This is a genomic window from Cronobacter sp. JZ38 (assembly GCF_008932145.1).
Classification (GTDB): domain Bacteria; phylum Pseudomonadota; class Gammaproteobacteria; order Enterobacterales; family Enterobacteriaceae; genus Cronobacter; species Cronobacter muytjensii.
On record NZ_CP017662.1, the window covers coordinates 236,287 to 257,762 of the forward strand.

At 56.9% G+C, this 21,476-nt stretch carries 22 protein-coding genes; 4 read left to right on the forward strand and 18 right to left on the reverse strand.

What is annotated here, in order from left to right; all coding sequences use genetic code 11:
- Positions 1-3: 3 nt before the first annotated feature.
- The 8 genes from BJP61_RS01065 to BJP61_RS01100 form a co-directional block, all read right to left on the reverse strand.
- Positions 4-1,257 carry an alpha/beta hydrolase gene (locus BJP61_RS01065; protein WP_171997652.1) on the reverse strand — a complete coding sequence of 418 codons (1,254 nt, stop codon included), beginning with the start codon at positions 1,255-1,257 and terminating at the stop codon, positions 4-6.
- Positions 1,245-1,715 (reverse strand): GNAT family N-acetyltransferase, encoded by a 471-nt coding sequence (locus tag BJP61_RS01070; protein WP_038866356.1) that lies wholly within the window; start codon positions 1,713-1,715, stop codon positions 1,245-1,247. The genes BJP61_RS01065 and BJP61_RS01070 overlap by 13 nt, the downstream gene beginning before the upstream one ends.
- Positions 1,706-2,170, reverse strand: a complete 465-nt coding sequence (locus BJP61_RS01075) for a hypothetical protein (RefSeq protein ID WP_171997653.1) — start codon at positions 2,168-2,170, stop codon at positions 1,706-1,708. The genes BJP61_RS01070 and BJP61_RS01075 overlap by 10 nt, the downstream gene beginning before the upstream one ends.
- Positions 2,167-3,603, reverse strand: coding sequence for a methionine--tRNA ligase (locus BJP61_RS01080; RefSeq protein ID WP_161579439.1), 1,437 nt, complete (start codon positions 3,601-3,603; stop codon positions 2,167-2,169). Before BJP61_RS01080 ends, BJP61_RS01075 begins: the two co-directional genes overlap by 4 nt.
- Positions 3,604-3,697: 94 nt before the next feature.
- On the reverse strand, positions 3,698-4,024 hold the full coding sequence (locus BJP61_RS01085) for an AzlD domain-containing protein (protein WP_038866364.1): 327 nt from the start codon (positions 4,022-4,024) through the stop codon (positions 3,698-3,700).
- Positions 4,000-4,722, reverse strand: coding sequence for an AzlC family ABC transporter permease (locus BJP61_RS01090; RefSeq protein ID WP_161581088.1), 723 nt, complete (start codon positions 4,720-4,722; stop codon positions 4,000-4,002). The genes BJP61_RS01085 and BJP61_RS01090 overlap by 25 nt, the downstream gene beginning before the upstream one ends.
- A complete protein-coding gene (locus tag BJP61_RS01095; RefSeq protein ID WP_161579442.1) occupies positions 4,704-5,186 on the reverse strand; it encodes a GNAT family N-acetyltransferase in 483 nt (160 codons plus the stop codon). Before BJP61_RS01095 ends, BJP61_RS01090 begins: the two co-directional genes overlap by 19 nt.
- A complete protein-coding gene (locus BJP61_RS01100; RefSeq protein ID WP_075192915.1) occupies positions 5,170-5,916 on the reverse strand; it encodes a 2OG-Fe dioxygenase family protein in 747 nt (248 codons plus the stop codon). Before BJP61_RS01100 ends, BJP61_RS01095 begins: the two co-directional genes overlap by 17 nt.
- Positions 5,917-6,157: 241 nt before the next feature.
- On the opposite strand from BJP61_RS01100, the gene BJP61_RS01105 reads away from it, so the two are divergent.
- From BJP61_RS01105 to BJP61_RS01115, 3 genes are all read left to right on the forward strand, one after another.
- Complete coding sequence (locus tag BJP61_RS01105; protein WP_171997654.1) at positions 6,158-7,018, forward strand: LysR family transcriptional regulator; 861 nt, start codon at positions 6,158-6,160, stop codon at positions 7,016-7,018.
- A 228-nt stretch (positions 7,019-7,246) separates the two neighbouring features.
- Entirely contained in the window at positions 7,247-7,996 is a 750-nt protein-coding gene (locus tag BJP61_RS01110) for a hypothetical protein (RefSeq protein WP_161579443.1), read from the forward strand.
- 29 nt (positions 7,997-8,025) lie between these two features.
- Entirely contained in the window at positions 8,026-8,592 is a 567-nt protein-coding gene (locus BJP61_RS01115) for an NADPH-dependent FMN reductase (protein ID WP_038866384.1), read from the forward strand.
- A 35-nt stretch (positions 8,593-8,627) separates the two neighbouring features.
- Here BJP61_RS01115 and BJP61_RS01120 read toward each other — a convergent pair whose 3' ends face one another.
- The gene (locus BJP61_RS01120; RefSeq protein ID WP_075192912.1) at positions 8,628-9,965 is read right to left on the reverse strand and encodes an NCS2 family permease; all 1,338 of its coding nucleotides are present in this window, start codon (positions 9,963-9,965) and stop codon (positions 8,628-8,630) included.
- 169 nt (positions 9,966-10,134) lie between these two features.
- Between BJP61_RS01120 and yieH the strand changes: the two genes are divergently transcribed.
- Positions 10,135-10,800, forward strand: a complete 666-nt coding sequence (yieH, locus tag BJP61_RS01125; protein ID WP_171997656.1) for a 6-phosphogluconate phosphatase — start codon at positions 10,135-10,137, stop codon at positions 10,798-10,800.
- A gap of 138 nt (positions 10,801-10,938) precedes the next feature.
- Here the strand turns inward: yieH and BJP61_RS01130 are convergent, their stop codons facing one another.
- The 9 genes from BJP61_RS01130 to glmU form a co-directional block, all read right to left on the reverse strand.
- Positions 10,939-12,111 (reverse strand): alpha/beta hydrolase-fold protein, encoded by a 1,173-nt coding sequence (locus tag BJP61_RS01130; RefSeq protein WP_171997657.1) that lies wholly within the window; start codon positions 12,109-12,111, stop codon positions 10,939-10,941.
- 113 nt (positions 12,112-12,224) lie between these two features.
- Entirely contained in the window at positions 12,225-12,950 is a 726-nt protein-coding gene (gene phoU / locus BJP61_RS01135; protein WP_007754112.1) for a phosphate signaling complex protein PhoU, read from the reverse strand.
- A 58-nt stretch (positions 12,951-13,008) separates the two neighbouring features.
- Positions 13,009-13,782: a phosphate ABC transporter ATP-binding protein PstB gene (pstB, locus tag BJP61_RS01140; protein WP_171997658.1), complete on the reverse strand. Its 774-nt coding sequence runs from the start codon at positions 13,780-13,782 to the stop codon at positions 13,009-13,011.
- A gap of 50 nt (positions 13,783-13,832) precedes the next feature.
- Positions 13,833-14,723, reverse strand: coding sequence for a phosphate ABC transporter permease PstA (gene pstA, locus BJP61_RS01145; protein ID WP_038866400.1), 891 nt, complete (start codon positions 14,721-14,723; stop codon positions 13,833-13,835).
- Positions 14,723-15,682, reverse strand: a complete 960-nt coding sequence (gene pstC, locus BJP61_RS01150) for a phosphate ABC transporter permease PstC (RefSeq protein WP_038866403.1) — start codon at positions 15,680-15,682, stop codon at positions 14,723-14,725. Before pstC ends, pstA begins: the two co-directional genes overlap by 1 nt.
- 139 nt (positions 15,683-15,821) lie before the next feature.
- Positions 15,822-16,862: a phosphate ABC transporter substrate-binding protein PstS gene (pstS, locus tag BJP61_RS01155; protein WP_038866405.1), complete on the reverse strand. Its 1,041-nt coding sequence runs from the start codon at positions 16,860-16,862 to the stop codon at positions 15,822-15,824.
- 252 nt (positions 16,863-17,114) lie between these two features.
- Positions 17,115-17,732: a hypothetical protein gene (locus BJP61_RS01160; protein ID WP_171997660.1), complete on the reverse strand. Its 618-nt coding sequence runs from the start codon at positions 17,730-17,732 to the stop codon at positions 17,115-17,117.
- Positions 17,733-17,815: 83 nt separating this feature from the next.
- A complete protein-coding gene (glmS, locus tag BJP61_RS01165; RefSeq protein WP_171997662.1) occupies positions 17,816-19,645 on the reverse strand; it encodes a glutamine--fructose-6-phosphate transaminase (isomerizing) in 1,830 nt (609 codons plus the stop codon).
- Between the two features lie 223 nt (positions 19,646-19,868).
- Complete coding sequence (glmU, locus tag BJP61_RS01170; RefSeq protein WP_171997664.1) at positions 19,869-21,239, reverse strand: bifunctional UDP-N-acetylglucosamine diphosphorylase/glucosamine-1-phosphate N-acetyltransferase GlmU; 1,371 nt, start codon at positions 21,237-21,239, stop codon at positions 19,869-19,871.
- Between the last annotated feature and the right edge of the window lie 237 nt (positions 21,240-21,476).

The following is a 21,476-nucleotide window of genomic DNA, read 5'->3' on the forward strand; positions in this document are numbered from 1 at the left end:
GTCTTAATGCTCTCCATGATAGTGAATAACGCGGCGCGGCAACGACGAGCGCTGGCCCTGCCGGGCATGGTTCAGTAGCGCCATCAGCCAGGGAAACTGCAAATCCTGCGGAACATGGCCGGCGCCGGTTATCTGAAACGTGTCGAAGGTCGTCAGCCGCTCGCGCAGCCAGCGCCTCGCCTGCGTGTTGGATACCACCGGGTCATCCGCGCCCTGGATCAGATAAACCGGCATCGGCAGATGGTGATAATCACGGCCGCGGGCGAAGGCTTCATCTTTGGCGGTGCGCCTGGCGTAATTAAGGAGCGCCCCGGCATCCTGCATCGGCACGCTCAGCGCGCCCGCCATCGACCGGCGCGGCAAACCGCGCAGCGCCGCCAGATAATCCGCGCCGTGCATACGCGAGGTGTCCGGGGCCGCCAGCAGTTTGCTGGCCATGACCGCGACTGACGGCGCGGTTTTCGGGTTGCCGAGCACCAGGCTGAACAGTTGCTGAAGTTTGTTCTCATACGCGCTGCCATCCTGCGGCGCGCTGGCGTCGCGAAGCGTCGGGCAGAGTAAAAACAGACCCTCGACGCGCTCACGCAGGCGGCGCGCCAGCTCCAGCGCGATACGTCCGCCATTGCACCAGCCGAGCAGCCAGGGCCGCGCGGGAAGCGTCAGGGCGGCGAGCTGTTCCGTGAGGATATCGGCGTACTCATGCACGTCCGCCTCGCTGCGCATCCCGCCCTCCAGCAGCGTACCGCACGGCAGCTCAGGCAGGATCAGCCGCCAGCCCTGCGGCTCCGCCACCAGCCGCTGCCATGCCTGGAGCGGAATTCCCAGCGCGCCGATTACCACCAGCGGCGTGCCCTGCTGCTTGCTGATGTACACCGCGCCGCGAGCCGTTTCATGGCGCTCAAACAGGGTTTCCAGCGCGTGCGGCAGGGAGAGGCTCGCGACGTCCGGCGCGGGTTTCAGCGTATTCAGCCCGGCGTCGGCCAGCAGCGCGTCGGCAAGGCCGTCCAGCAGCAGCGTAAACAGCGGCGTATCGGCAATCTCCTCGCCATGCGCCCCCTGAAGCGACATATGCAGGCGCGCGATGCTTTCCCTGCGCGTCGGCTCAGGCAGTTTGCGCGTGACCGGGCTGCGCGCCAGCAACGCCGCATCAATGGCGTCTGGCGACAGCGACAGACGCAGGCGGCTTAACGCCTGCTCGTCACGGGCGGTCAGCTCCTCCAGCAGGTTGTCGATAAGCGACGCGCTTAGCTTTCCCATAATCCGACGCCCTTATTGAGATGAAACCGGCTTTTTGGCAGCGAGTGCGCGCCGATGGCCTGATAAAACCCGATGCCCGACAGATTGTCCGGCGGCGTCTGCCACTGGATCTGGCGGCAGCCGTTTTCTTCGGCGAACGCCGCAAGCGTTGCTAACAGCTTGCGGCCCCATCCCTGGCCGCGCATCGGCGCCTGTAAATAGAGACAATCCATATAGGCGAACGGCGCTGCCGACCAGGTGGAGTAATCGAGCGTGGCGGAGAGATAACCGCGCAACTGCTGCCCGTCGGCGACGACCCAGACATAAAGCCGCGCCGGTTCGCCGAACACCGCCTGCTGAAGCCGCTCCGCCTGGTTATCCGGCACATAGTCGAGCTTTTCGTAGGCGGCATGGTCGGCGCACAGCGCCACCAGCTGGGTTAAATCTTCCGGCTGCAACCGGCGAATCATCAGACCCATCCTTCATATCCTTGCGAAAGGTAGCGCTGTACGCCGGCCGGGCTGAACTCTGCCTGCGCCATCGCCTCCTGGATCCAGAGATTGCGTTCGTGCCAGATAATCGCGAGTTCCCAGACGCAGGCGACGATGCGGCTGGCATCCAGCGGCTCAAGCCTGCCCTGCGGCGATATCGTGAATACCTGGTGGCGCAACATATTGGCGTCGCACCAGCTGCTGACCAGCAGATAAACGCCGTCATTGGCAAAGTGAAAAATCGCAAACCCAATTTGATGATCGGTCGGCCAGCGGTCTTCGCTCAGCGCCTCGCGTAACAGCGCGCGTTGCTGCTCACGTTCTGGCAGCGGCACCTCTGCCTGTTCCTGGCTTGCGATGCGGTAAATCTTGAGCCGTCGGGCGTCGAGCTCCAGCACGCCGTGAAACCCGGCGTTGCGCGGTTGATAGAGAAACGGGTTCATGCCGCAATGCTCCGCTTAACCGAATGCTGCATGCTCTGCGCAAGCCCCGGACAGAGCGGCGAAGCCATCTCCGCCAGCACTTCCCACGCCTGCGCCGATGTGGCGAACGCAGGCGTCGCCTGGATAAACGTTGCCAGTTCCAGCAGCGCCTCCGCCATTGCGGAAATGGAAAACGCGTTCAGCGTGGAAGCCTCAAGCCATTTAAGGCGCGCCGGATGGTCAAGCAGCTGCGCTTCCTGCGCAGGCGACAGCGAAGCGGTGAAAGGCGCGGCATCGGCGATATGCGCGGTCAGCGGCAGAAACTGCGTCTGATACCAGTGCTGGAAATCGGCGCGACTGAAGTTTTTCACTTCGGTTTCCGGGGCGTAGCGCGCGCAATAGAGGCGGATCGCATCGGCGGGATAAAGCCCTGTGAGATCTTTTATCCAGATGGCGTGACCACGGCTGGTGGAAAAATCCTCGCCATCCAGCTTCAGGAAACGGTTGGTCAGAAACGCGCCGGGACGCGGCCCGGTGTCATCGGCCAGCAACTGACTGCTGTAGGCGACGGCATGGCTGTATGAGCAATCGAACCCCAGAAAGTGCACCAGCTCCGTCTGCGGCGACCACCACTCGGCAAAACTGCCGCGCGCCGGGTTTTCCTCAAGATAAGACATCACGCTCGCGCGGTAGCCCGCCATACCTAAAAACCAGGTATGGAGCGGGTAGTAATCGAGCGCGGCGACCGGCAGGCCCGCGTCGCCGGGGCGCGTGATGTGCCACTGCGCGCCGGTGTCGGCCAGCACCTCGTCAAGGAATTGCGTCAGGCAGGCGCGCTGCGGCCGCGGACGCAGCGCCGCGGCGACCGCCGGATAGTTTTGCCCGATATCCCAGACGTGTAGCTTCACACGCACGGGCGTCATCGGCCCCTGACAGGACATACACGTCATGGTCTCTATCTGTTCGACATCCGGCACGCGGGCGCAGTGTTCGCACTGGCTGGTGTCAGACGAGGTGCCGCACCAGTTGCAGTGGGTGCGGCCAAAGCCTTCATAGCCATAGAGATCGCAGGCCGCGCAGTGGAAGGTTTTCGCCGGACGCAGCGAGACCTGATGCGACACGCAGGCGGCGTAGTGCTCGCCGGAAAGCCGGTAAGCGCTGCTGTCGGCCGCCTGCATAAAGTGGTCGAGATGGATATCCGCAAGCTCAAGCGAGAGGCTCATGGCGCGGCGCATCAGCCGGCCATAGTCGAACGGCTGGCGCATCAGCACGCTGGTTTTGCGGGGTAAGTAACTTTGATAATCATCGCTGTAGCAGACAAATAAGACGTCATGCCCGCGGTCGCGCAGCGTTCTGCGCATCACATCCGCAGCCAGAAATGGCCCGGAAAGATGCCCCAGATGCAGATCGCCGTTCGGCGTAGGCGGGGTTATCGTCACAATATATTTCGCCATCGGGAATTACCCTGAATCCGTGATAAAGCAAGCCTGAATCCGTCGCCCGTTGACACCAGGCGACAACGTAATTACTGCTGAAAACGAAACCGAATTACCCAAAAAGAAAATGGCTGGCGAGAACCTGACAGATAACGCCCACCACCACACTGACAATCAAATTTTTGGTAAACCACGCGGTTAATACGACCGGAACCGCTGCCAGAACGCTGGCGTTATACAGACTGAACCCGGCGTTTTGCGGAAAGAACAGCGCCGGGATCGTAATGCTGGAAATGACCGCCGCCGGAATGTACTCAATCACCGCGTTAATAACGCGCGGCGTGCGCTCCGGGCGCAGATGCAGCGGAACCAGCCGGATAGCGAACGTCACCGCCATCATTGAGAAGATGACAATCAGGAGGAAGATTTCTTGAGACATACGCCCACTCCGCAGCCGACCGCCGTCGCCACAAAGACGTTGAGCGGTGAAATATGGATAAAATTCATGCCGATAGTGGTCGCGATGGAGACCAGCGCGACGATGCGTTTACCGGTGGTGTTGCACAGCGCTACCAGCACAAAGAGCATCATGGCCGTCAGCGCGTAATCGAGCCGGAAGCTGATAAATTTCGCCAGATATTCCGAGGCCACCGCCCCCGCCAATCCGCCCGCTATCCATGACAGATGACAAAAAGCGTTGAAGCTCAGCAGATAGCTCGCCGTAGTGGCGATGCGGCTCTCAAGACGCTGACTGTGCATCGCGAAGGATTCATCCGTCAGGCCGAACGCGTAGAGCGATTTTTTAAACGCTGACATACCGACCGGGCCGATTTTCTTCGACATATACATCGACATTAAAATGTGTCGGGAATTGATAAGCAGCGTCGAGAGCACGATGGGCAGCAGCGAGGCGCCCGAGGTAAGGAGCGTCAGTGCGGCAAACTGCGAGGTGCCCGCGTAAACGAACAGGCACATCGCCGCCGGGAACCAGACCGGCAGCCCGGCGTTCAGGCACATCACGCCGAAAACAAACGCGACGACGAAATACCCCGCCATGATTGGCGAGGCGTTAATCAGGCTCTCTTTAAAATCGCTACGCTCGGCGTAATTCAGGTTTTTTAAAGATCCAGTTCGCACGTCGTTTCTCCTGTGGTCGGTTGAAACCCCTGGGAGCGCCAGAAATTGAACGCGACCTGGTTTTTATCTTCAATAAACAGAAAGACACGTTTAATACCGCTAAGATAAAAATCATTCAGAATGGTTTTTGTCAGCACGGTGCCAATCTTGTTTTTGCGGAAAATCGGCGAAATCGCGATGTGATTTAACGTGGCGCGGGTGCCCAGCATACCGCCAATAATGGCGCCCACCAGGGCGCCGCTTTCATCTTTGGCTAAATAACAGCGGGCATTTTCTGCCGCGACGATTTTGCGAATATGCTCTTCATCCTGCCATTCACAAAAGGCCACCTCTTTAAAGAATTTTAAAAAGCTGACGATATCGCAGGCGTCATTTAATGTAGCTTTAGAAATAACCAACCCTTCCGGCGCGGCGCTTTTATCGGCGTCAGAGGAAATAAGCTGAAGATTATTTGATGATATCATATTCCGTCCCCGGTCTTGAAAACGAAACGGCGATAATCTGGCGAAAGCCCATCGCGTTATCTGTTGGATTAAACGCCGTAGTGACGTAATGCAGCATTTCGCGATCGAGGAAGAAAGTGGTATCCAGAATATTGCGATACGTACCGGAATCCACCAGCGTGCCATCTTTCTTAAAGACCTGGCTCATAGCGCCTTCGACGTTATGACGGCCCCAGAAATGCACGCCGCTGAACGGATAACCGTCGCAGTGGATACCCTCCGGCGTGATCTCCAGTTCGCAGCCAGGCTTAATTTCAATGCGGATTTGATGGATCTGGCACTGCCAGATTTCATTATGCAATTCCGGCGGCAGCACTTCTTTATAAACGTTGAAATCCAGCTCCACCAGCGAACGTAATACCGGAGAATGTAATACCTCAGTGGTAATATCATCAAAGTGACGTTCAATACCGCCGACATATTTATTGTGCTCGACAGACTGTTCATAAGCGCGATGGCCGAGCGGCGTTAATGTTTTGGTGACCGGGTTATAGTCAAAATCGCTATAGCGGCGATAACGCGTGCCGCGATCGGCCTGCCCGTAGAATTTATCCACGCCCATGGTTTCCCAGCTTTGGGTGAATTTAACGAAATCGCTAAATCCGCCGGAAAGTGAAAAATCAGAACCCAGAACATTTACCGCTTTATTTTTTCTCAGGTCGTCGCCGATGTTTTTATTGAGCTGTAACATATATTCTATATTCATCCGAAGGGTTAGGTTGGTCTCGATTCAACCTACCAGCTAATTAAGTTATTTATATTCAATTCTTTTTCAGGCGCCTTAATAACCATTTTAATCAGGGGTGTTTGAGGACTATCCGACCAAAAAATATGGGGAAGCTGGTGTTTTCAACCAGCGTAACGTCTGGCTATCAATTGATAATTCTTATGGCCGTGATATAAAGGAATGACCGGCACGTCAGGAGGTGGTCATGGATATTAAAGTATTGAGAAATCTGCTAAAAACCGCGCAGCTTGGGTCATTAACCTGTGCTGCGGAAGAAGCCAGCCTCACCATTCAGGCGCTGGCGGCGCAGATTAACAAAGCGGAGGAATATTTCGGATTTAAAATATTCAACCGCACCAATAAAGGCGCGGTGCTGACGCCGGAAGGCAAGCATTTGCTGCCGTATATTATGAATGTCGTTAAAACCTCTGAACATCTGCGCCTGAAAGCCGAACAGCTTAAAAAGAGCACCTCTACGCCGATTCGCATCGCCTTAAACAGCACCTTTTCTGTCGATACCAACAAGAAAATCATCAACTTTATGATCGACAAACTGAGCGATTACAGCGTGATTTTCAGTACGTCGGAATCGCCGGAAAACCTGGTGAAAATATCGAAAGATGAAACCGATATCGCGGTGGTGCTGGGCGGGAACGTGCCGCCGGGCTTTTACAGCATCAAATTAACCGGCCTGCATATCAAAGTCATCGCCGCCTGCTCGGCAGAAAACGCGGCGGCGGCCTCGACGCTGGTTCAGCCGCTGGCGGAATGCCCTTATTCGGCAAGCTTCGATAAATTCACCACCCGGCATAAACCGCTACTGCAGGAGGCGAGCGTGATTTTCTCCGGCAGCGAGCTGATTACCGTGTCGCTGATGAAAAGCTTTAGCAGCATCGGAATTATTTCCCAGGATCTGGCGCAGGCGAACGGCCTGACCATTCTGCCGGGCTTTGAAGATATTCTGGATGTGCATCTGATAATGAAAGAGCCGATCCTGACTGAGCACGATCTGGAGTCGTTCTATAACAATGTGGTGCATCTGCCTGAGATCCCACTGACCGCATAAGCCGTGTTGCTGGCAGCCCTCGCCAGCCTCCGCTGGCGGCCCCGGAAAGCGCCTTTTTACCGGAGCGTGGACGGTAGCGAGTGAGAGTTTTGTAAATGTCCGTGTAGCCCTCTTCTCAGTATCCGAATTAGGCATTAAAACCTAAACATTATCGGACTGATTAGTTGCAGATTACGCATTCGTAATTTCCATAACTAACAGTCACTGACCATTATCACGGAGCGAAAAATGGCAACGCACTTTGCAAGAGGGATGCTTGGCCCCGAACCTGGTATCTCCCCCCGGCTCTCCGCCGACGCGCTGAAAGCCGCGCAAAACCTGCCGGAACATCGCCGCAGCCGCTTCCTGGCGTCGCGCTCGCTGCTGGCCGAGCTGGTTTTCATGCTTTATGGCATTCCCGTACTGCCCGATGTGGTGGTGAATGAGCAGGGCCGTCCGCGCTTTGCCGACGCCGGGCTCGCCGATTTCTCCCTCGCCTATACCGGCAACATGCTGGGTGTGGCGATCACGACGGAAGGCTGTTGCGGGCTCGATATGGAACTACAGCCCGCCACGCGTACCTTTACGCACCCGCTCGCGCCGCAGACCGGCCATACGCTCAGTAAAAATGAAACGATCTGGATAGATAATCAAAACGACCCGATGGAAGCGCGCACTCAACTGGTGACGCTGCGTCGCAGCCTGCTGAAGCTGACAGGCCAGCAGAACGACGGCGGCCAGCAATTCCAGCTCCTGCCGGGCTCCGGCAAGCTGCGCGTGGCGCAGTTCCCGCTGGTGGAGGCGGCCTGCGATGCCGAAGACGTGCTGATCTGGACGGTCGCGGTGTCGCCCGCCATCGAAAAACTCTACCTGTGGGAATATGACAGCGTGCAGGGCTGGCACAGCCTGCCGGATATGCGTAAACGCAGCACCAGCCCGGATACGCGTCTGATGCGCTTTACCAGCCTGCCCTCGGAAAAGGCGATGATTATCAACTAATCTGCGTTAACACTTCCCGGAGGTTTTCTATGTCTGAAACACTAAACGTCGTAACACTGATTGGCAGCCTGCGCAAAGGCTCATTTAACGCGATGGTAGCCCGCACGCTGCCGAAACTGGCCCCTGCCGGTATGACGGTCGCCGAGTTGCCTTCCATTCGCGATATCCCGATTTATGACGCTGATATTCAGCAGGAAGAGGGGTTTCCGCAAACGGTGGAAGCGATAGCAGAGCAGATCCGCCAGGCGGATGGCGTAGTGATTGTCACGCCGGAATATAACTATTCGGTGCCGGGCGGGCTGAAAAACGCCATCGACTGGCTGTCACGCCTGCCGGACCAGCCGCTCGCCGGTAAGCCGGTCTTGATTCAGACCAGTTCAATGGGCGCCATCGGCGGCGCGCGCTGTCAGTATCATCTGCGCCAGATCCTGGTCTTCCTTGATGCAATGGTGATGAACAAGCCGGAGTTTATGGGCGGGGCGATTCAGAACAAAGTGGACACGCAGACGGGCGAAGTGGTGGACCAGAGCACGCGGGATCACCTGACGGGGCAGTTGACCGCATTTGCGGATTACATCAGGCGGGTGCGCCGCTAACCGTAAAAAGGCCAGCGAATCGCTGGCCTTTTTGATTAGTGCGCGTCGATAAAGACGATTTTCAACAGGAACAGCAGCGCCACGACCAGCACGCAGGCGTTCAGATCGCGCAGGCGACCGGTGAAAATTTTCATCACGCAGTAAGAGATAAAGCCGAGCGCGATACCTTCGGTGATGGAGAAGCTGAACGGCATCATAACGGCGGTGATAAATGCCGGCACCGCTTCGGTCAGGTCGTCCCACTTCACGCGCGACAGGCTGGAAGTCATCAGCACGCCCACGTAAATCAGCGCGCCAGCGGCGGCGTAAGGCGGCACCATACCTGCGAGCGGCGACAGGAAAATCACCAGCAGGAACAGCAGGCCGACAACGACGGCGGTCAGGCCGGTGCGCCCGCCAATGGAGACGCCGGACGAGGATTCGATATACGCGGTCACGGAAGAGGTGCCAATAAACGAGCCCGCGACGGACGAGATGCTGTCCACATACAGCGCCTGCTTCATGCGCGGGAACTTGCCGCTTTCATCTGCAAGCCCGGCTTTATCGGTTACGCCAATCAGCGTACCGGAGGAGTCGAAGAGGTTTACCAGCATAAACGAGAAAATCACGCCCGCGAGGCCGATATCCAGCGAGCCCGCGAGATCGACATGGCCGAGCACCGTCATCACGCTCGGCGGCTCCGATACAACGCCTTTGAAATGCACGTCGCCAAACGCCAGGCCCAGCAGCGTGGTCACAACGATAGAGACCAGCACCGCCGCGTGAATGTTGCGCGAGGCGAGAATGGCGATGATAAAGAAGCCCAGCACGCCCAGCAGCGTGGTGTGGGAGGTGAGGTTGCCGATAGCGACCAGCGTCTCCGGGTTCGCGACGATAACGCCCGCGTTTTTAAGCCCCATCATGCCGATAAACAGACCAATACCGCTGGTGATGCCGATACGCAGACTCACCGGGATATTGGCGATCATCCAGTAGCGCACGCGGAAAATCGTCAGCAGCAGCAGGCCAACCGCGCCCCAGAAAATCGCGCCCATGCCCACCTGCCAGGAGAGGCCCATCGCGCCAACCACCACGAACGCGAAGAAGGCGTTCAGGCCCATCGCAGGCGCCAGCGCCACCGGCAGGTTCGCCAGCAGGCCCATCAGAATGCTGCCGAAGGCGGCGATAAGACAGGTCGTAACGAATACCGCGCTGGTGTCCATGCCAGCCGCGCCGAGGATTTGCGGGTTAACAAAAACGATATACACCATCGTCAGGAAGGTGGTTACCCCGGCAATGACCTCGGTGCGGGCCGTGGTGCCGTGCGCGCGTAATTTGAACACGCGCTCAAGCAATCCCTGCCCTTCGGCCTGGGACGTCTGTTGTTGGCTCATTCTCTAATTCCGTACAAGGAGGGGAAAAATTCGTCGCTATCCTATACCAAAACGCCTCCGTGTTGATGGTCGTCGCACACTTTTTTTCATTGAATTTGCTTATACGGCATCGATTGCGTGACGCAAAGCGCTTAGAGTAAACGTTCAACTTGCAACAACAGGAAACGGCATGTCCCGAATTGAAGCGGTATTTTTCGACTGCGACGGCACGCTGGTGGATAGCGAAGTTATCTGCTCCCGCGCTTATGTGCATATGTTTGCCCGGGCGGGCATTACGCTTGAGCTGGACGAGGTTTTTAAACGCTTCAAAGGCGTAAAGCTCTACGAAATCATTGACACGATCAATGATGAATATGGCGTGAACCTGCAAAAAGCCGAGCTCGAACCTGTCTACCGCGCAGAAGTTGCGCGTCTTTTCGACGCCGAGCTTGCGGAGATCCCGGGCGCGGCGGCGCTCCTTGCGAAGATGAATGTGCCGATGTGCATTGTCTCGAACGGCCCGGTGAGCAAAATGCAGCAGTCTCTCGGCAAAACGGGCATGTTGCGCTATTTCACCGATAAACTCTTCAGCGGCTACGATATCCAGCGCTGGAAGCCCGACCCGGCGTTGATGCATTTTGCCGCCGATGCGATGCAGGTGAATGTGGAGCACTGTATTCTGGTGGATGATTCCGCCGCGGGCGCGAAAGCCGGTATCGCCGCCGGGATGCAGGTGTTTTATTTCTGCGCCGACCCGCATAACCCGCCGCTCGAACACCCTAATGTGACGGTGTTTACTGATTTAGCGCAGCTGCCAGAATTGTGGCGGGCGCGCGGCTGGGAGGTGACGCGTTAACCCTCGGGTTAACGCGGGTGCCCTGGCGTATTGAATGTTATGGCAGGGGGTGTTTTATACCCGCCCTGCGAGATGCGGTTGGATGTGGCGTACAGGTGGGTAAGCGTCAGCGCACCCACCGCTCGACATTGACTCCCGTTAAAAGATCTTCTGCACCCATTCGGCATAGGCCGGGCGCCACACCGCCATTTCATGGCCAAGCCCCGGATAGACGTGATAGTCAAATTTCACGCCGTCGCGCTCAAGCTCGGTTTTCAGCCCGGCGATATCCCGGCCCGTCACGCTGTCTTTATCGCCCACGACCAGGGTGAAGTTACGCAGCTGGCTGTTTACTTCGTCCGCGCGGGACAGTTGCTTCGTTACATCGTCGTTTGGCACCGTGGCGGTGGTAACGCCGCTCAACGACGCCAGCCAGCCAAAGCTCTGCAGATGCGTCATACCCGATACCAGCGCCTGATAACCGCCCTGTGAAAGCCCTGCCAGCGCGCGCCCCTGCGCGTCCTGACGCACGTTAAATTGCTGCCCGATCAGCGGAATAATGTCGTTCATCAACTCTTTATCCGCCGCGCGGGCGTTGATTGGGTAAAAGTCTTTACGTCGCTCGGCAGGCGGGAAATTCTCCGGCACCGCGTCGGCGATATCCGTTTCGGTATCCGGGATAACCACCAGCATCGGCTTGATTTTTCCTTCCGCCAGCAGGTTATCCATCATTTGCGGAATACGGCCCTGAGTCACGGCGGAAAGCCCGGTATCGCCAAAGCCGTGATAGAAGTAGAGCACCGGCAGCGGCTCGCTTTCATGGCTGTAGCCCGGCGGCGTCCAGACATATACCCGACGCTCCGATTTCAGCGCGCCGGAATGGTAGGTCAGCGTGCGCAACTCGCCGTGCGGCACCGCCCGGTCATCAATAATGCTGCCCGGCACCAGAATCAGCGAGGTATTGGGCTGACGCTGCGGTTTGACATAAGGGTTGCCGGTATCGATGGAGCGAAAGCCGTCAACATCAAAGAAATACTCATGCAGATCCGGCTTCAGCGGCGCGCTTTTCCAGCTCCAGACGCCGTTCGCCTCTTTGCGCATCTCATGCGATACCTGACTGTCCGCCGTCGCGCCGAGCACCACCGCCACGCGCTGCGCACCGGGCGCGAACAGGCGGAAGGTGATCGATTTATCCGGATTCACCTGGGTGATGTAATGGCTGACCGGAATGGACGGGTCGGGCGTGGCTGGCAGCGGCGCGCTGTAGACAGGCAAACTGGCGCAGCCTATCAGGGCGGCGATAGCGATAGCGGTACGGGAAGGTAATTTCACGGATTTGTCCTTTTTATAACGGGCTCGGTAACCCCTTATAGTATTGAGTAAAATCCGCAAAAGGGGCGATCTTTGCCCCAAAAAAGCCCTCGCGCGCGGCGAGGGCGGCAGGCTTATTCTTTCGGATCTTTACCGGCGAGCAGTTTATCCAGCTCATCGCCGCCGACGTGGCGGAAATCCTGGCCTTTCACGAAATAGAAAATGTACTCGCAGATATTCTGGCAGCGGTCGCCGATACGCTCGATAGAGCGGGCGCAGAACAGCGCGGTCAGGACGCTTGGAATGGTGCGGGAATCTTCCATCATGTAGGTCATCAGCTGACGCACGATGCCTTCATACTCCTGATCCACTTTTTTATCTTCGCGATAAATACGTACCGCTTCATCAAGATCCATACGCGCGAAGGCGTCCAGCACGTCGTGGAGCATCTGTACGGTATGGCGACCCAGCGATTCGAGGCTGACCAGCAGCGGCTGATGCTGCTGGGAGAATTTTTCCAGCGCGGTGCGGCAGATTTTATCCGCCACGTCGCCGATGCGCTCCAGCTCGGCGATAGTTTTAATGATGGCCATCACCAGGCGCAGATCGCTTGCGGTCGGCTGGCGTTTGGCGATGATGCGCACGCACGCTTCATCGATCGCCACTTCCATCATGTTGACCTTTTTATCGCCGTCGATGACGCGTTTGGCCAGTTCGCTGTCCTGGTTGTGCATGGCGGTGATCGCATCGGAGAGCTGCTGCTCTACCAGCCCACCCATCGTCATCACCTGGGTGCGAATGTATTCCAGTTCAGCGTTGAACTGACCGGAAATATGTTTGTTCAGATTCAGATTATCCATTTAGCACTCCACATGCCCGATAAATTCAAAAGCGGCCCACATGAGATATCAGGGCATATCAACCGTAGCGACCGGTAATATAGTCTTCGGTTTGTTTCATTTTCGGCTTGGTGAAGAGATCGTCTGTATTGCTGAACTCGATCAGCTCGCCGAGGTACATAAACGCCGTGTGATCGGAACAGCGCGCCGCCTGCTGCATGTTGTGCGTCACGATAACCACGGTGTAATCCTGCTTAAGCTCGGTGATGAGCTCTTCGATACGGCCGGTGGAGATCGGGTCCAGCGCGGAACACGGCTCATCAAGCAGCAGCACTTCAGGGCGAATCGCGATACCGCGTGCGATGCTCAGACGCTGCTGCTGACCACCGGAGAGAGAGTACCCGCTCTGGTGCAGTTTATCTTTGGTTTCATTCCATAATGCGGCTTTGGTCAACGCCCACTGCACGCGCTCGTCCATATCGGCGCGGGAGAGCTTCTCAAACAGGCGCACGCCGAAGGCGATGTTGTCGTAAATGGACATCGGGAACGGCGTCGGCTTCTGGAACACCATGCCCACTTTGGCGCGCAGCAGCGCGATGTCCTGGGCGTGGTTCAGAATGTTTTCGCCATCCAGCAGGATTTCGCCTTCTGCGCGCTGCTCCGGATAGAGCTCGAACATCTTGTTGAAGGTGCGCAGCAGCGTGGATTTACCGCAACCGGACGGACCGATAAAGGCGGTCACTTCGTTTTTGGCGATATCCAGGCTGATGTTTTTCAGGGCATGGAATTTCCCGTAGTAGAAGTTCAAATCGCGAACCTGAATCTTGCTCGGGGTCGTATTAACCATACTCATCTCAATCGTTTTCCTTATCCGGCGTCGCGATACGCCACGCCGTCAAAAAATTAACCGTGTTTACGTTTGGCGAACAGCACGCGCGCCAGGATATTCAGCAGCAGAACGCAAAGGGTGATAATCAGCACGCCAGCCCAGGCCAGCTGTTGCCATTCGGCGAACGGGCTCATGGCGAATTTGAAAATCGTCACCGGCAGGTTGGCGATAGGCTGCATCATATCCGTGCTCCAGAACTGGTTAGAGAGCGCGGTAAAGAGCAGCGGGGCGGTCTCGCCCGCGATACGCGCCACAGCCAGCAGCACGCCGGTCAGAATGCCTGACACGGACGCTTTAAGCGTAATGGCGGAGATCATCTTCCACTTCGGCGTGCCAAGCGCGTAAGCCGCTTCACGCAGGCTGTCCGGCACCAGCTTGAGCATGTTCTCGGTGGTGCGGATTACAATCGGCACTTGCAGCAGCGCCAGCGCGATAACGCCCGCCCAGCCGGAGAAGTGCTCCATCTGTGCCACCACGATGGTGTAGACGAACAGCCCCACCACGATAGACGGCGCGGAGAGCAGAATGTCGTTGATAAAGCGGATGACTTCAGCGAGGAACGACTTACGGCCATATTCCGCCAGATAAATCCCCGCCATGATGCCAAGCGGCGTACCGATAACCGTCGCCCAAAGGATCAACAGGCCGCTGCCCGCAAGGGCGTTCGCCAGCCCGCCGCCCGCGGTGTTCGGCGGCGGCGTCATCTCGGTGAACAGCGCCAGCGACATGCCGTCGAAACCGCGTGATACCGTGGAGAATAAGATCCAGATAAGCCAGAACAGGCCGAACGCCATCGTCGCCATCGAGAGCGTGAGAGCGATGCGGTTTTTCATTCGCCGCTTCGCCTGCATTTTACGGCGTGATTCCGCCAGCGCCGTAGGGGTTTGCAGTTCGATAGTCGCCATTAGCGCGCCCCCTCGTTTTTCGCCAGACGCATAATCATCAGTCGTGAAACGGCCAGCACGATAAAGGTGATCACAAAGAGGATCAGGCCAAGCTCCATCAACGCCGCGACGTGCAGGCCCGATTCCGCTTCGGCGAACTCATTCGCCAGCGCGGAAGTGATGCTGTTGCCCGGCATAAAGAGCGAGGCGCTGTCGAGCTGGTAGGTGTTGCCGATGATAAAAGTGACGGCCATTGTTTCACCAAGCGCGCGGCCAAGCCCCAGCATTACGCCGCCGATGACGCCGTTTTTGGTGAACGGCAGCACGATGCGCCAGATAACTTCCCAGGTGGTGCAGCCGATACCGTAAGCCGACTCTTTCATCATCACCGGGGTCTGTTCGAACACATCACGCATTACCGCGGCGATGTAAGGAATAATCATGATGGCGAGAATAACGCCTGCCGCCAGAATGCCGATACCGAACGCCGGGCCGGAGAAGAGCGCGCCGATAAACGGAATGTTGGAGAGCACATTGCCGACCGGCTCCTGGAACCAGGTCGCGAACAGCGGCGCGAAGATAAACAGGCCCCACATGCCGTACACGATACTCGGGATAGCCGCCAGCAGTTCAATAGCGATACCCAGCGGGCGTCTCAGCCAGCCGGGTGCCAGTTCGGTCAGGAACAGCGCGATGCCGAAGCTCACGGGAACCGCGATCAGCAGCGCAATAAAAGAAGTCACCAGCGTGCCGTAAATCGGCACCAGCGCGCCAAAGGTTTCGTTCGGCGCGTCCCATTCCTTATTCCAGAGGAAGGAAAAACCAAATTTTTCCATGCTCGGCCAGGAAGAGAAGATCAGCGACACGATAATTCCGCCCAGCAGCAATAGCACAATCAGCGCAGCCAGTCGGACCAGCGCGCTGAAGATCATATCGCCCTTTTTACCTGGGGGGTTAAATACAGGCTTGGTGGCAGCCATATTTCACTCTTCAGTTAAACTCTGTTTTGAATGATGCCCGGCAGCGTGATGCGTACCGGGCCTACAAAAAACAGCGTGTTACCGGATTTTTGTAGGGCGGATAAGCGAAGCGCCACCCGCCATCATCGGTAAATCTCGATCAATACAGCGCTTTACCGCTGCTGTCTTTCACGTTGGTTTTCCATGCGGCGCGAACCTGCTCAACCACGCTGTCCGGCAGAGAGGCGTAATCCAGGTCGTTAGCCTGTTTCGCGCCTGACTTGTAGGCCCAGTCGAAGAACTTCAGCACTTCGGCGCCCTGCTCAGGTTTCTTCTGCTCTTTATGAACCAGAATGAAGGTGGTGGAGGTGATAGGCCACGCGTCGTCGCCTTTCTGGTTAGTCAGGTCCTGGGCGAAGGATTTGCTCCAGTCCACGCCTTTGGCGGCGTTAGAGAAGCTCTCTTCGGTCGGCGCGACCGGCTTGCCGTCAGCAGAAACCAGTTTGGTGTAGGTCAGGTTGTTCTGCTTGGCATAAGCGTATTCGACGTAGCCGATAGAGCCTGGCAGACGCTGTACGAACGCGGCGATGCCGTCATTGCCTTTACCGCCAAGGCCGGTCGGCCAGTTAACGGTAGAGCCAGAGCCGATTTTCGATTTCCACTCTTCGTTCACTTTCGCCAGGTAGCTGGTGAAAACGAAGGAAGTACCGGAACCGTCAGCGCGGCGCACCACAGCGATGTTCTGCGAAGGCAGTTTTTTGCCCGGGTTCAGTTTGGCGATAGCCTCGTCATCCCACTTCTTGATTTTGCCAAGGTAGATGTCGCCGAGGGTTTTACCATCCAGCACCAGTTCGCCAGACTTGAAGCCCGGCAGGTTAACCGCCAGCACCACGCCGCCGATCACGGTCGGGAACTGGAAAAGACCTTCTTGCTGTAATTTTTCGTCGGAAAGCGGTGCGTCAGAAGCACCAAAATCAACAGTGTTAGCAATGATTTGTTTCACGCCACCGGAGGAGCCGATACCCTGGTAGTTTACCTTGTTACCCGTTTCTTTCTGGTAGGTATCCGCCCATTTGGCATACACCGGCGCCGGGAATGTTGCGCCCGCGCCAGTCAGACTTGCTGCCGCGAAAGCGGAGAAAGCGCTCAGGGAAAAGGTCGCGGCGACAACAGTTGCGACGGTGGTACGCATAACTTTCATAATGTCTCCTGCTGGTGTTCGTAATTTATTGTTTCGTGGCTACGGTGAGCAAAATAGGACAGTTTGGTGACAGATAAATGTACGAATTATGACAGTTTTATGACAGCGCCGGACCCGCGAGTTTAGCTTAAATAAAATATATTTAATTCAATAAATTACGCAGTTTTATGACACAGAGATGAAGGAAAAATTTTCTTTTTATGACACAGTAAAAGTAGTCTAAAACGGCGATTTGTCATAAATGCGTGCGCATTATCTGTTCCGCATTTCACGGTTTTTTCTTCGCTTCAACACACGTTTTTCTGAGGGGCGTTGAAGTTCTTTGGTATGGATGCGACGCATTTTATTCGCCAGACACCAGTGAACGAGCGTAAACATTTCGCGACTGTTCATCATCCGCCAGGCCAGCCACACCATCAAAACGCCCCCACCCCAGCATAACCAGAACACCCACGAAAAAGGCCAGCGCACCAGCCCGACACCCAGTGCGGCTCCGCTTAACGACAGATGGAATACCCAGGCGAAGAGAAGCAACTTAAGCCCGCTGCGGCGCCCTTTTTCAACCATAAACGCAACCGCCATCAGCAGTATCAGCCAGAGAACTCCGCCAAAAATCCAGAGCGGCGGAAAGGGCGGGCGCAGCGCCGCGACATTCAGTGCCGCGCTAAAGAGCATCATGTAGGTGCTGCCCACCAGCACATGATAAAACGACGAGGTGCCGATGAAGCGGGCTTTCGGCAGATGCTGGCGCTGCGCCATTTTGAGCTTCAGCTGATGCAGCCTGCGATGCGCGATATCGTCATCCACTTCAGCGCTGTAGATGATGAGCTGGTAAAACCGCATGCCGGCCAGGCGCTGCATAAACGACATAACACATCCATTTCCCTGATGTTGATAAAAAAAGAGGCTGCCGGACGGCAACCTCTTCAGAGAAGCATACGCGTGAAAAAGGATTATTCCACGGTGACAGACTTCGCCAGGTTACGCGGCTGGTCAACGTCGGTGCCTTTGATCAGTGCGACGTGGTACGCCAGCAGCTGCAGCGGAACCGTGTAGAAAATCGGCGCGATAACCTCCTCAACATGCGGCATCGGGATGATGTTCATGGTGTCGCTGCTGCTAAAACCGGCATCCTGATCGGCGAAGACGTACAGCACGCCGCCACGGGCGCGGACTTCTTCGATATTGGACTTCAGCTTTTCCAGCAGTTCGTTGTTCGGCGCCACCACGATAACCGGCATATCGGCATCGATCAGCGCCAGCGGGCCGTGCTTGAGCTCACCTGCCGCATACGCCTCGGCGTGAATGTAGGAGATCTCTTTGAGCTTCAGGGCGCCTTCCAGCGCGATCGGATACTGATCGCCGCGGCCAAGGAACAGGGCGTGGTGCTTGTCGGAGAAATCTTCCGCCAGCGCCTCAATGCGTTTGTCCTGAGAGAGCATCTGCTCGATACGGCTTGGCAGCGCCTGCAGACCGTGAACAATATCGTGCTCGATGGACGCGTCCGCGCCTTTCAGGCGGCTGAGTTTCGCCACCAGCATCAGCAGAACGGTCAGCTGCGTGGTAAACGCTTTGGTGGACGCCACGCCGATTTCCGTACCGGCTTTGGTCATCAACGCCAGCGAAGACTCGCGCACCAGCGACGAGCCCGGCACGTTGCAGATGGCCAGCGAACCAAGATAGCCCAGCTCTTTGGACAGACGCAACGCCGCCAGCGTATCTGCGGTTTCGCCGGACTGCGACAGCGTGATCATCAGGCTGTTGCGGCGCACGGCAGATTTGCGATAACGGAATTCCGAGGCGATTTCGACATCGCACGGTACGCCTGCCAGCGCTTCAAACCAGTAGCGAGAGACCATGCCGGAGTTGTACGAGGTACCGCAGGCGACAATCTGGATATGCTCGACCTGAGACAGCAGTTCATCGGCGTTCGGGCCGAGTTCGCTTAAATCCACTTCGCCGTGGCTGATACGCCCAGCGAGCGTATTTTTAATCGCGTTCGGCTGCTCGTAGATCTCTTTTTGCATGTAGTGGCGGTAGATGCCTTTATCGCCGGCGTCATACTGCACACTGGATTCGATTTCCGGACGGAAAACCGCATCGCCCTGGGTATTGAAAATCGCGACCGAACGGCGCGTGACTTCGGCGATATCGCCCTCTTCGAGGAAAATAAAGCGGCGAGTCACCGGCAGCAGCGCCAGCTGATCGGAGGCGATAAAGTTCTCGCCCATGCCAAGGCCAATCACCAGCGGGCTGCCGGAACGGGCGGCCAGCAGGACGCTCGGATCGCGGTTATCCATGATGACGGTGCCGTAAGCGCCGCGCAGCTGAGGAATGGCGCGCAGTACGGCTTCACGCAGCGTGCCGCCCTGCTCCAGCTCCCAGTGCACCAGGTGCGCGATCACTTCAGTATCGGTTTCGGTGACAAATTCGTAGCCGCGCGTTTTCAGCAGCTCGCGCAGCGGCTCGTGGTTTTCGATAATGCCGTTATGCACCACCACGATATGCCCGGAGACATGCGGATGCGCGTTGCCTTCAGACGGTTCGCCGTGGGTCGCCCAGCGGGTGTGGGCAATACCCGTGCCGCCATGCAGCGGATGTTCTTCCGCCGCCTGAACCAGCATCTGCACTTTGCCGAGACGGCGCAGGCGGGTCATATACCCGGCGCTGTCCACGACCGCGAGACCGGCGGAGTCATAACCGCGGTACTCAAGACGACGTAAGCCTTCGAGAAGGATTTCAGCAATATCACGTTGCGCGACTGCGCCAACAATTCCACACATAATTAAGTTCCTGACAATGGCATTTCGCCATGCGTTGTCGACGACCTGTGTTTACCCGTTTTCCGGGCGCCCCGAGCCTTGTAGAGAGTGGGGTTATCGTTATAGGTACTGCTTGTGGGGGGAAATTATTGTTATCTCCTCACCCGGGTTTGCCTGATGGCCGTCAGACCTGTCAGGCAAACGCAATAACAGCGCGGGCAAGCGTAGCGCCCCCGCCGTGTTGTTACTTTTTCTTCACCGGGCGACGCCAGCCCTGCTTATGCACCTGCGGCACACGGGTGAGCACCAGCTCGTTCTCCGCAATATTGCGCGTGACGGTGGTGCCGGCGGCGATGGTCGCGCCTTTGGCGACGGTCACCGGCGCCACCAGTTGGGTGTCGGAGCCGACAAACACGTCGTCGCCGATAAGGGTTTTGTGCTTGTTGGCGCCATCGTAGTTGCAGGTGATCGTGCCCGCGCCGATATTGACGTTATCGCCAATCTCCGCGTCGCCCAGATAGGTCAGGTGACCCGCTTTAGAACCTTTGCCCAGCCGCGCTTTTTTCATCTCGACGAAGTTGCCGACGTGCGCGCCTTCCAGTAGCTCGGCGCCCGGACGCAGACGCGCGAACGGCCCGATAGTGCAGGCGGCGTCGAGACGCGCGTCTTCTACCACGCTGTACGGGCTTATCTCGCAGTCATCGCCAATAGTGCTGTTTTTAATTACACAGCCCGCGCCAATCTTCACGCGATCGCCCAGTACGACATCGCCTTCAATAATGACGTTAGCGTCGATCTCGACATCCCTCCCATGCTTCAACGTACCGCGCAAATCGAAACACGCCGGGTCGCGCAGCATGACGCCCGCCAGCAGCAGTTTTTCCGCCTGCTCGGCCTGATAGACGCGCTCAAGTCGCGACAGCTGCAAACGGTTGTTTACACCTTCCACTTCGCTTAAACGCTGCGGATGCACTGCCGCTATCTCACGGCCTTCATTCCAGGCCATCGCGATGATGTCAGTGATGTAGTATTCACCCTGCGCATTGTTGTTATTGAGCTGCCCCAGCCAGCGCTTCAGGTCCGCGCCGTTGGCAACCAGAATGCCGGTATTGATTTCATTAATCTGGCGTTGTTCATCGCTGGCATCTTTATGCTCAACAATGCCGGAGACCTTGCCGTTCTCGCGAGTGATGCGACCATAGCCGGTCGGGTCGTCAAGCTTGACGGTCAACAGACCGATGCCGCCCTGGGGTTTCGCCGCGCAGAGTTGTTGCAGGGTCTCGACCGAGATCAGGGGCACGTCACCGTAGAGCATCAGCACGTCTTCATCATCGCTGAAGAACGGCGCGGCCTGCTGCATCGCGTGACCGGTACCAAGCTGTTCTGCCTGCAACACCCAGTTGAGCGAGGCGTCTTTCAGGGTGTTTTGCAGCAGATCGCCGCCATGCCCATAAACCAGATGAATATTTTGCGCGCCGACACGCTTTGCGGCGTCGATAACATGCTGCACCATCGGCTTCCCGGCCAGGGTGTGCAGCACTTTTGGAAGATCGGAGTACATGCGTGTGCCTTTGCCAGCGGCAAGGATCACAACGCTCATAGCATGGCTAGACATAGTCGTCCTGTCTTATGAAAGTGAGTGAAGTAAAGCGATTTAGCGCCCGAAATTCTACATATTTTTCAGCATAAAACGTATTGCTGGCAAATCGCCGCTTTTATCCTTTTTTACCATGTTATGCAGGCGCTGAATGCATGCCAAAACGCTAAAAAGAACTTAAAGGGTGTCTCTGCTAATTTTATCGCTTAAGAAAACAATGAGATGCTGTTTTTTTGCGTCTGGAATAAAGCGCTG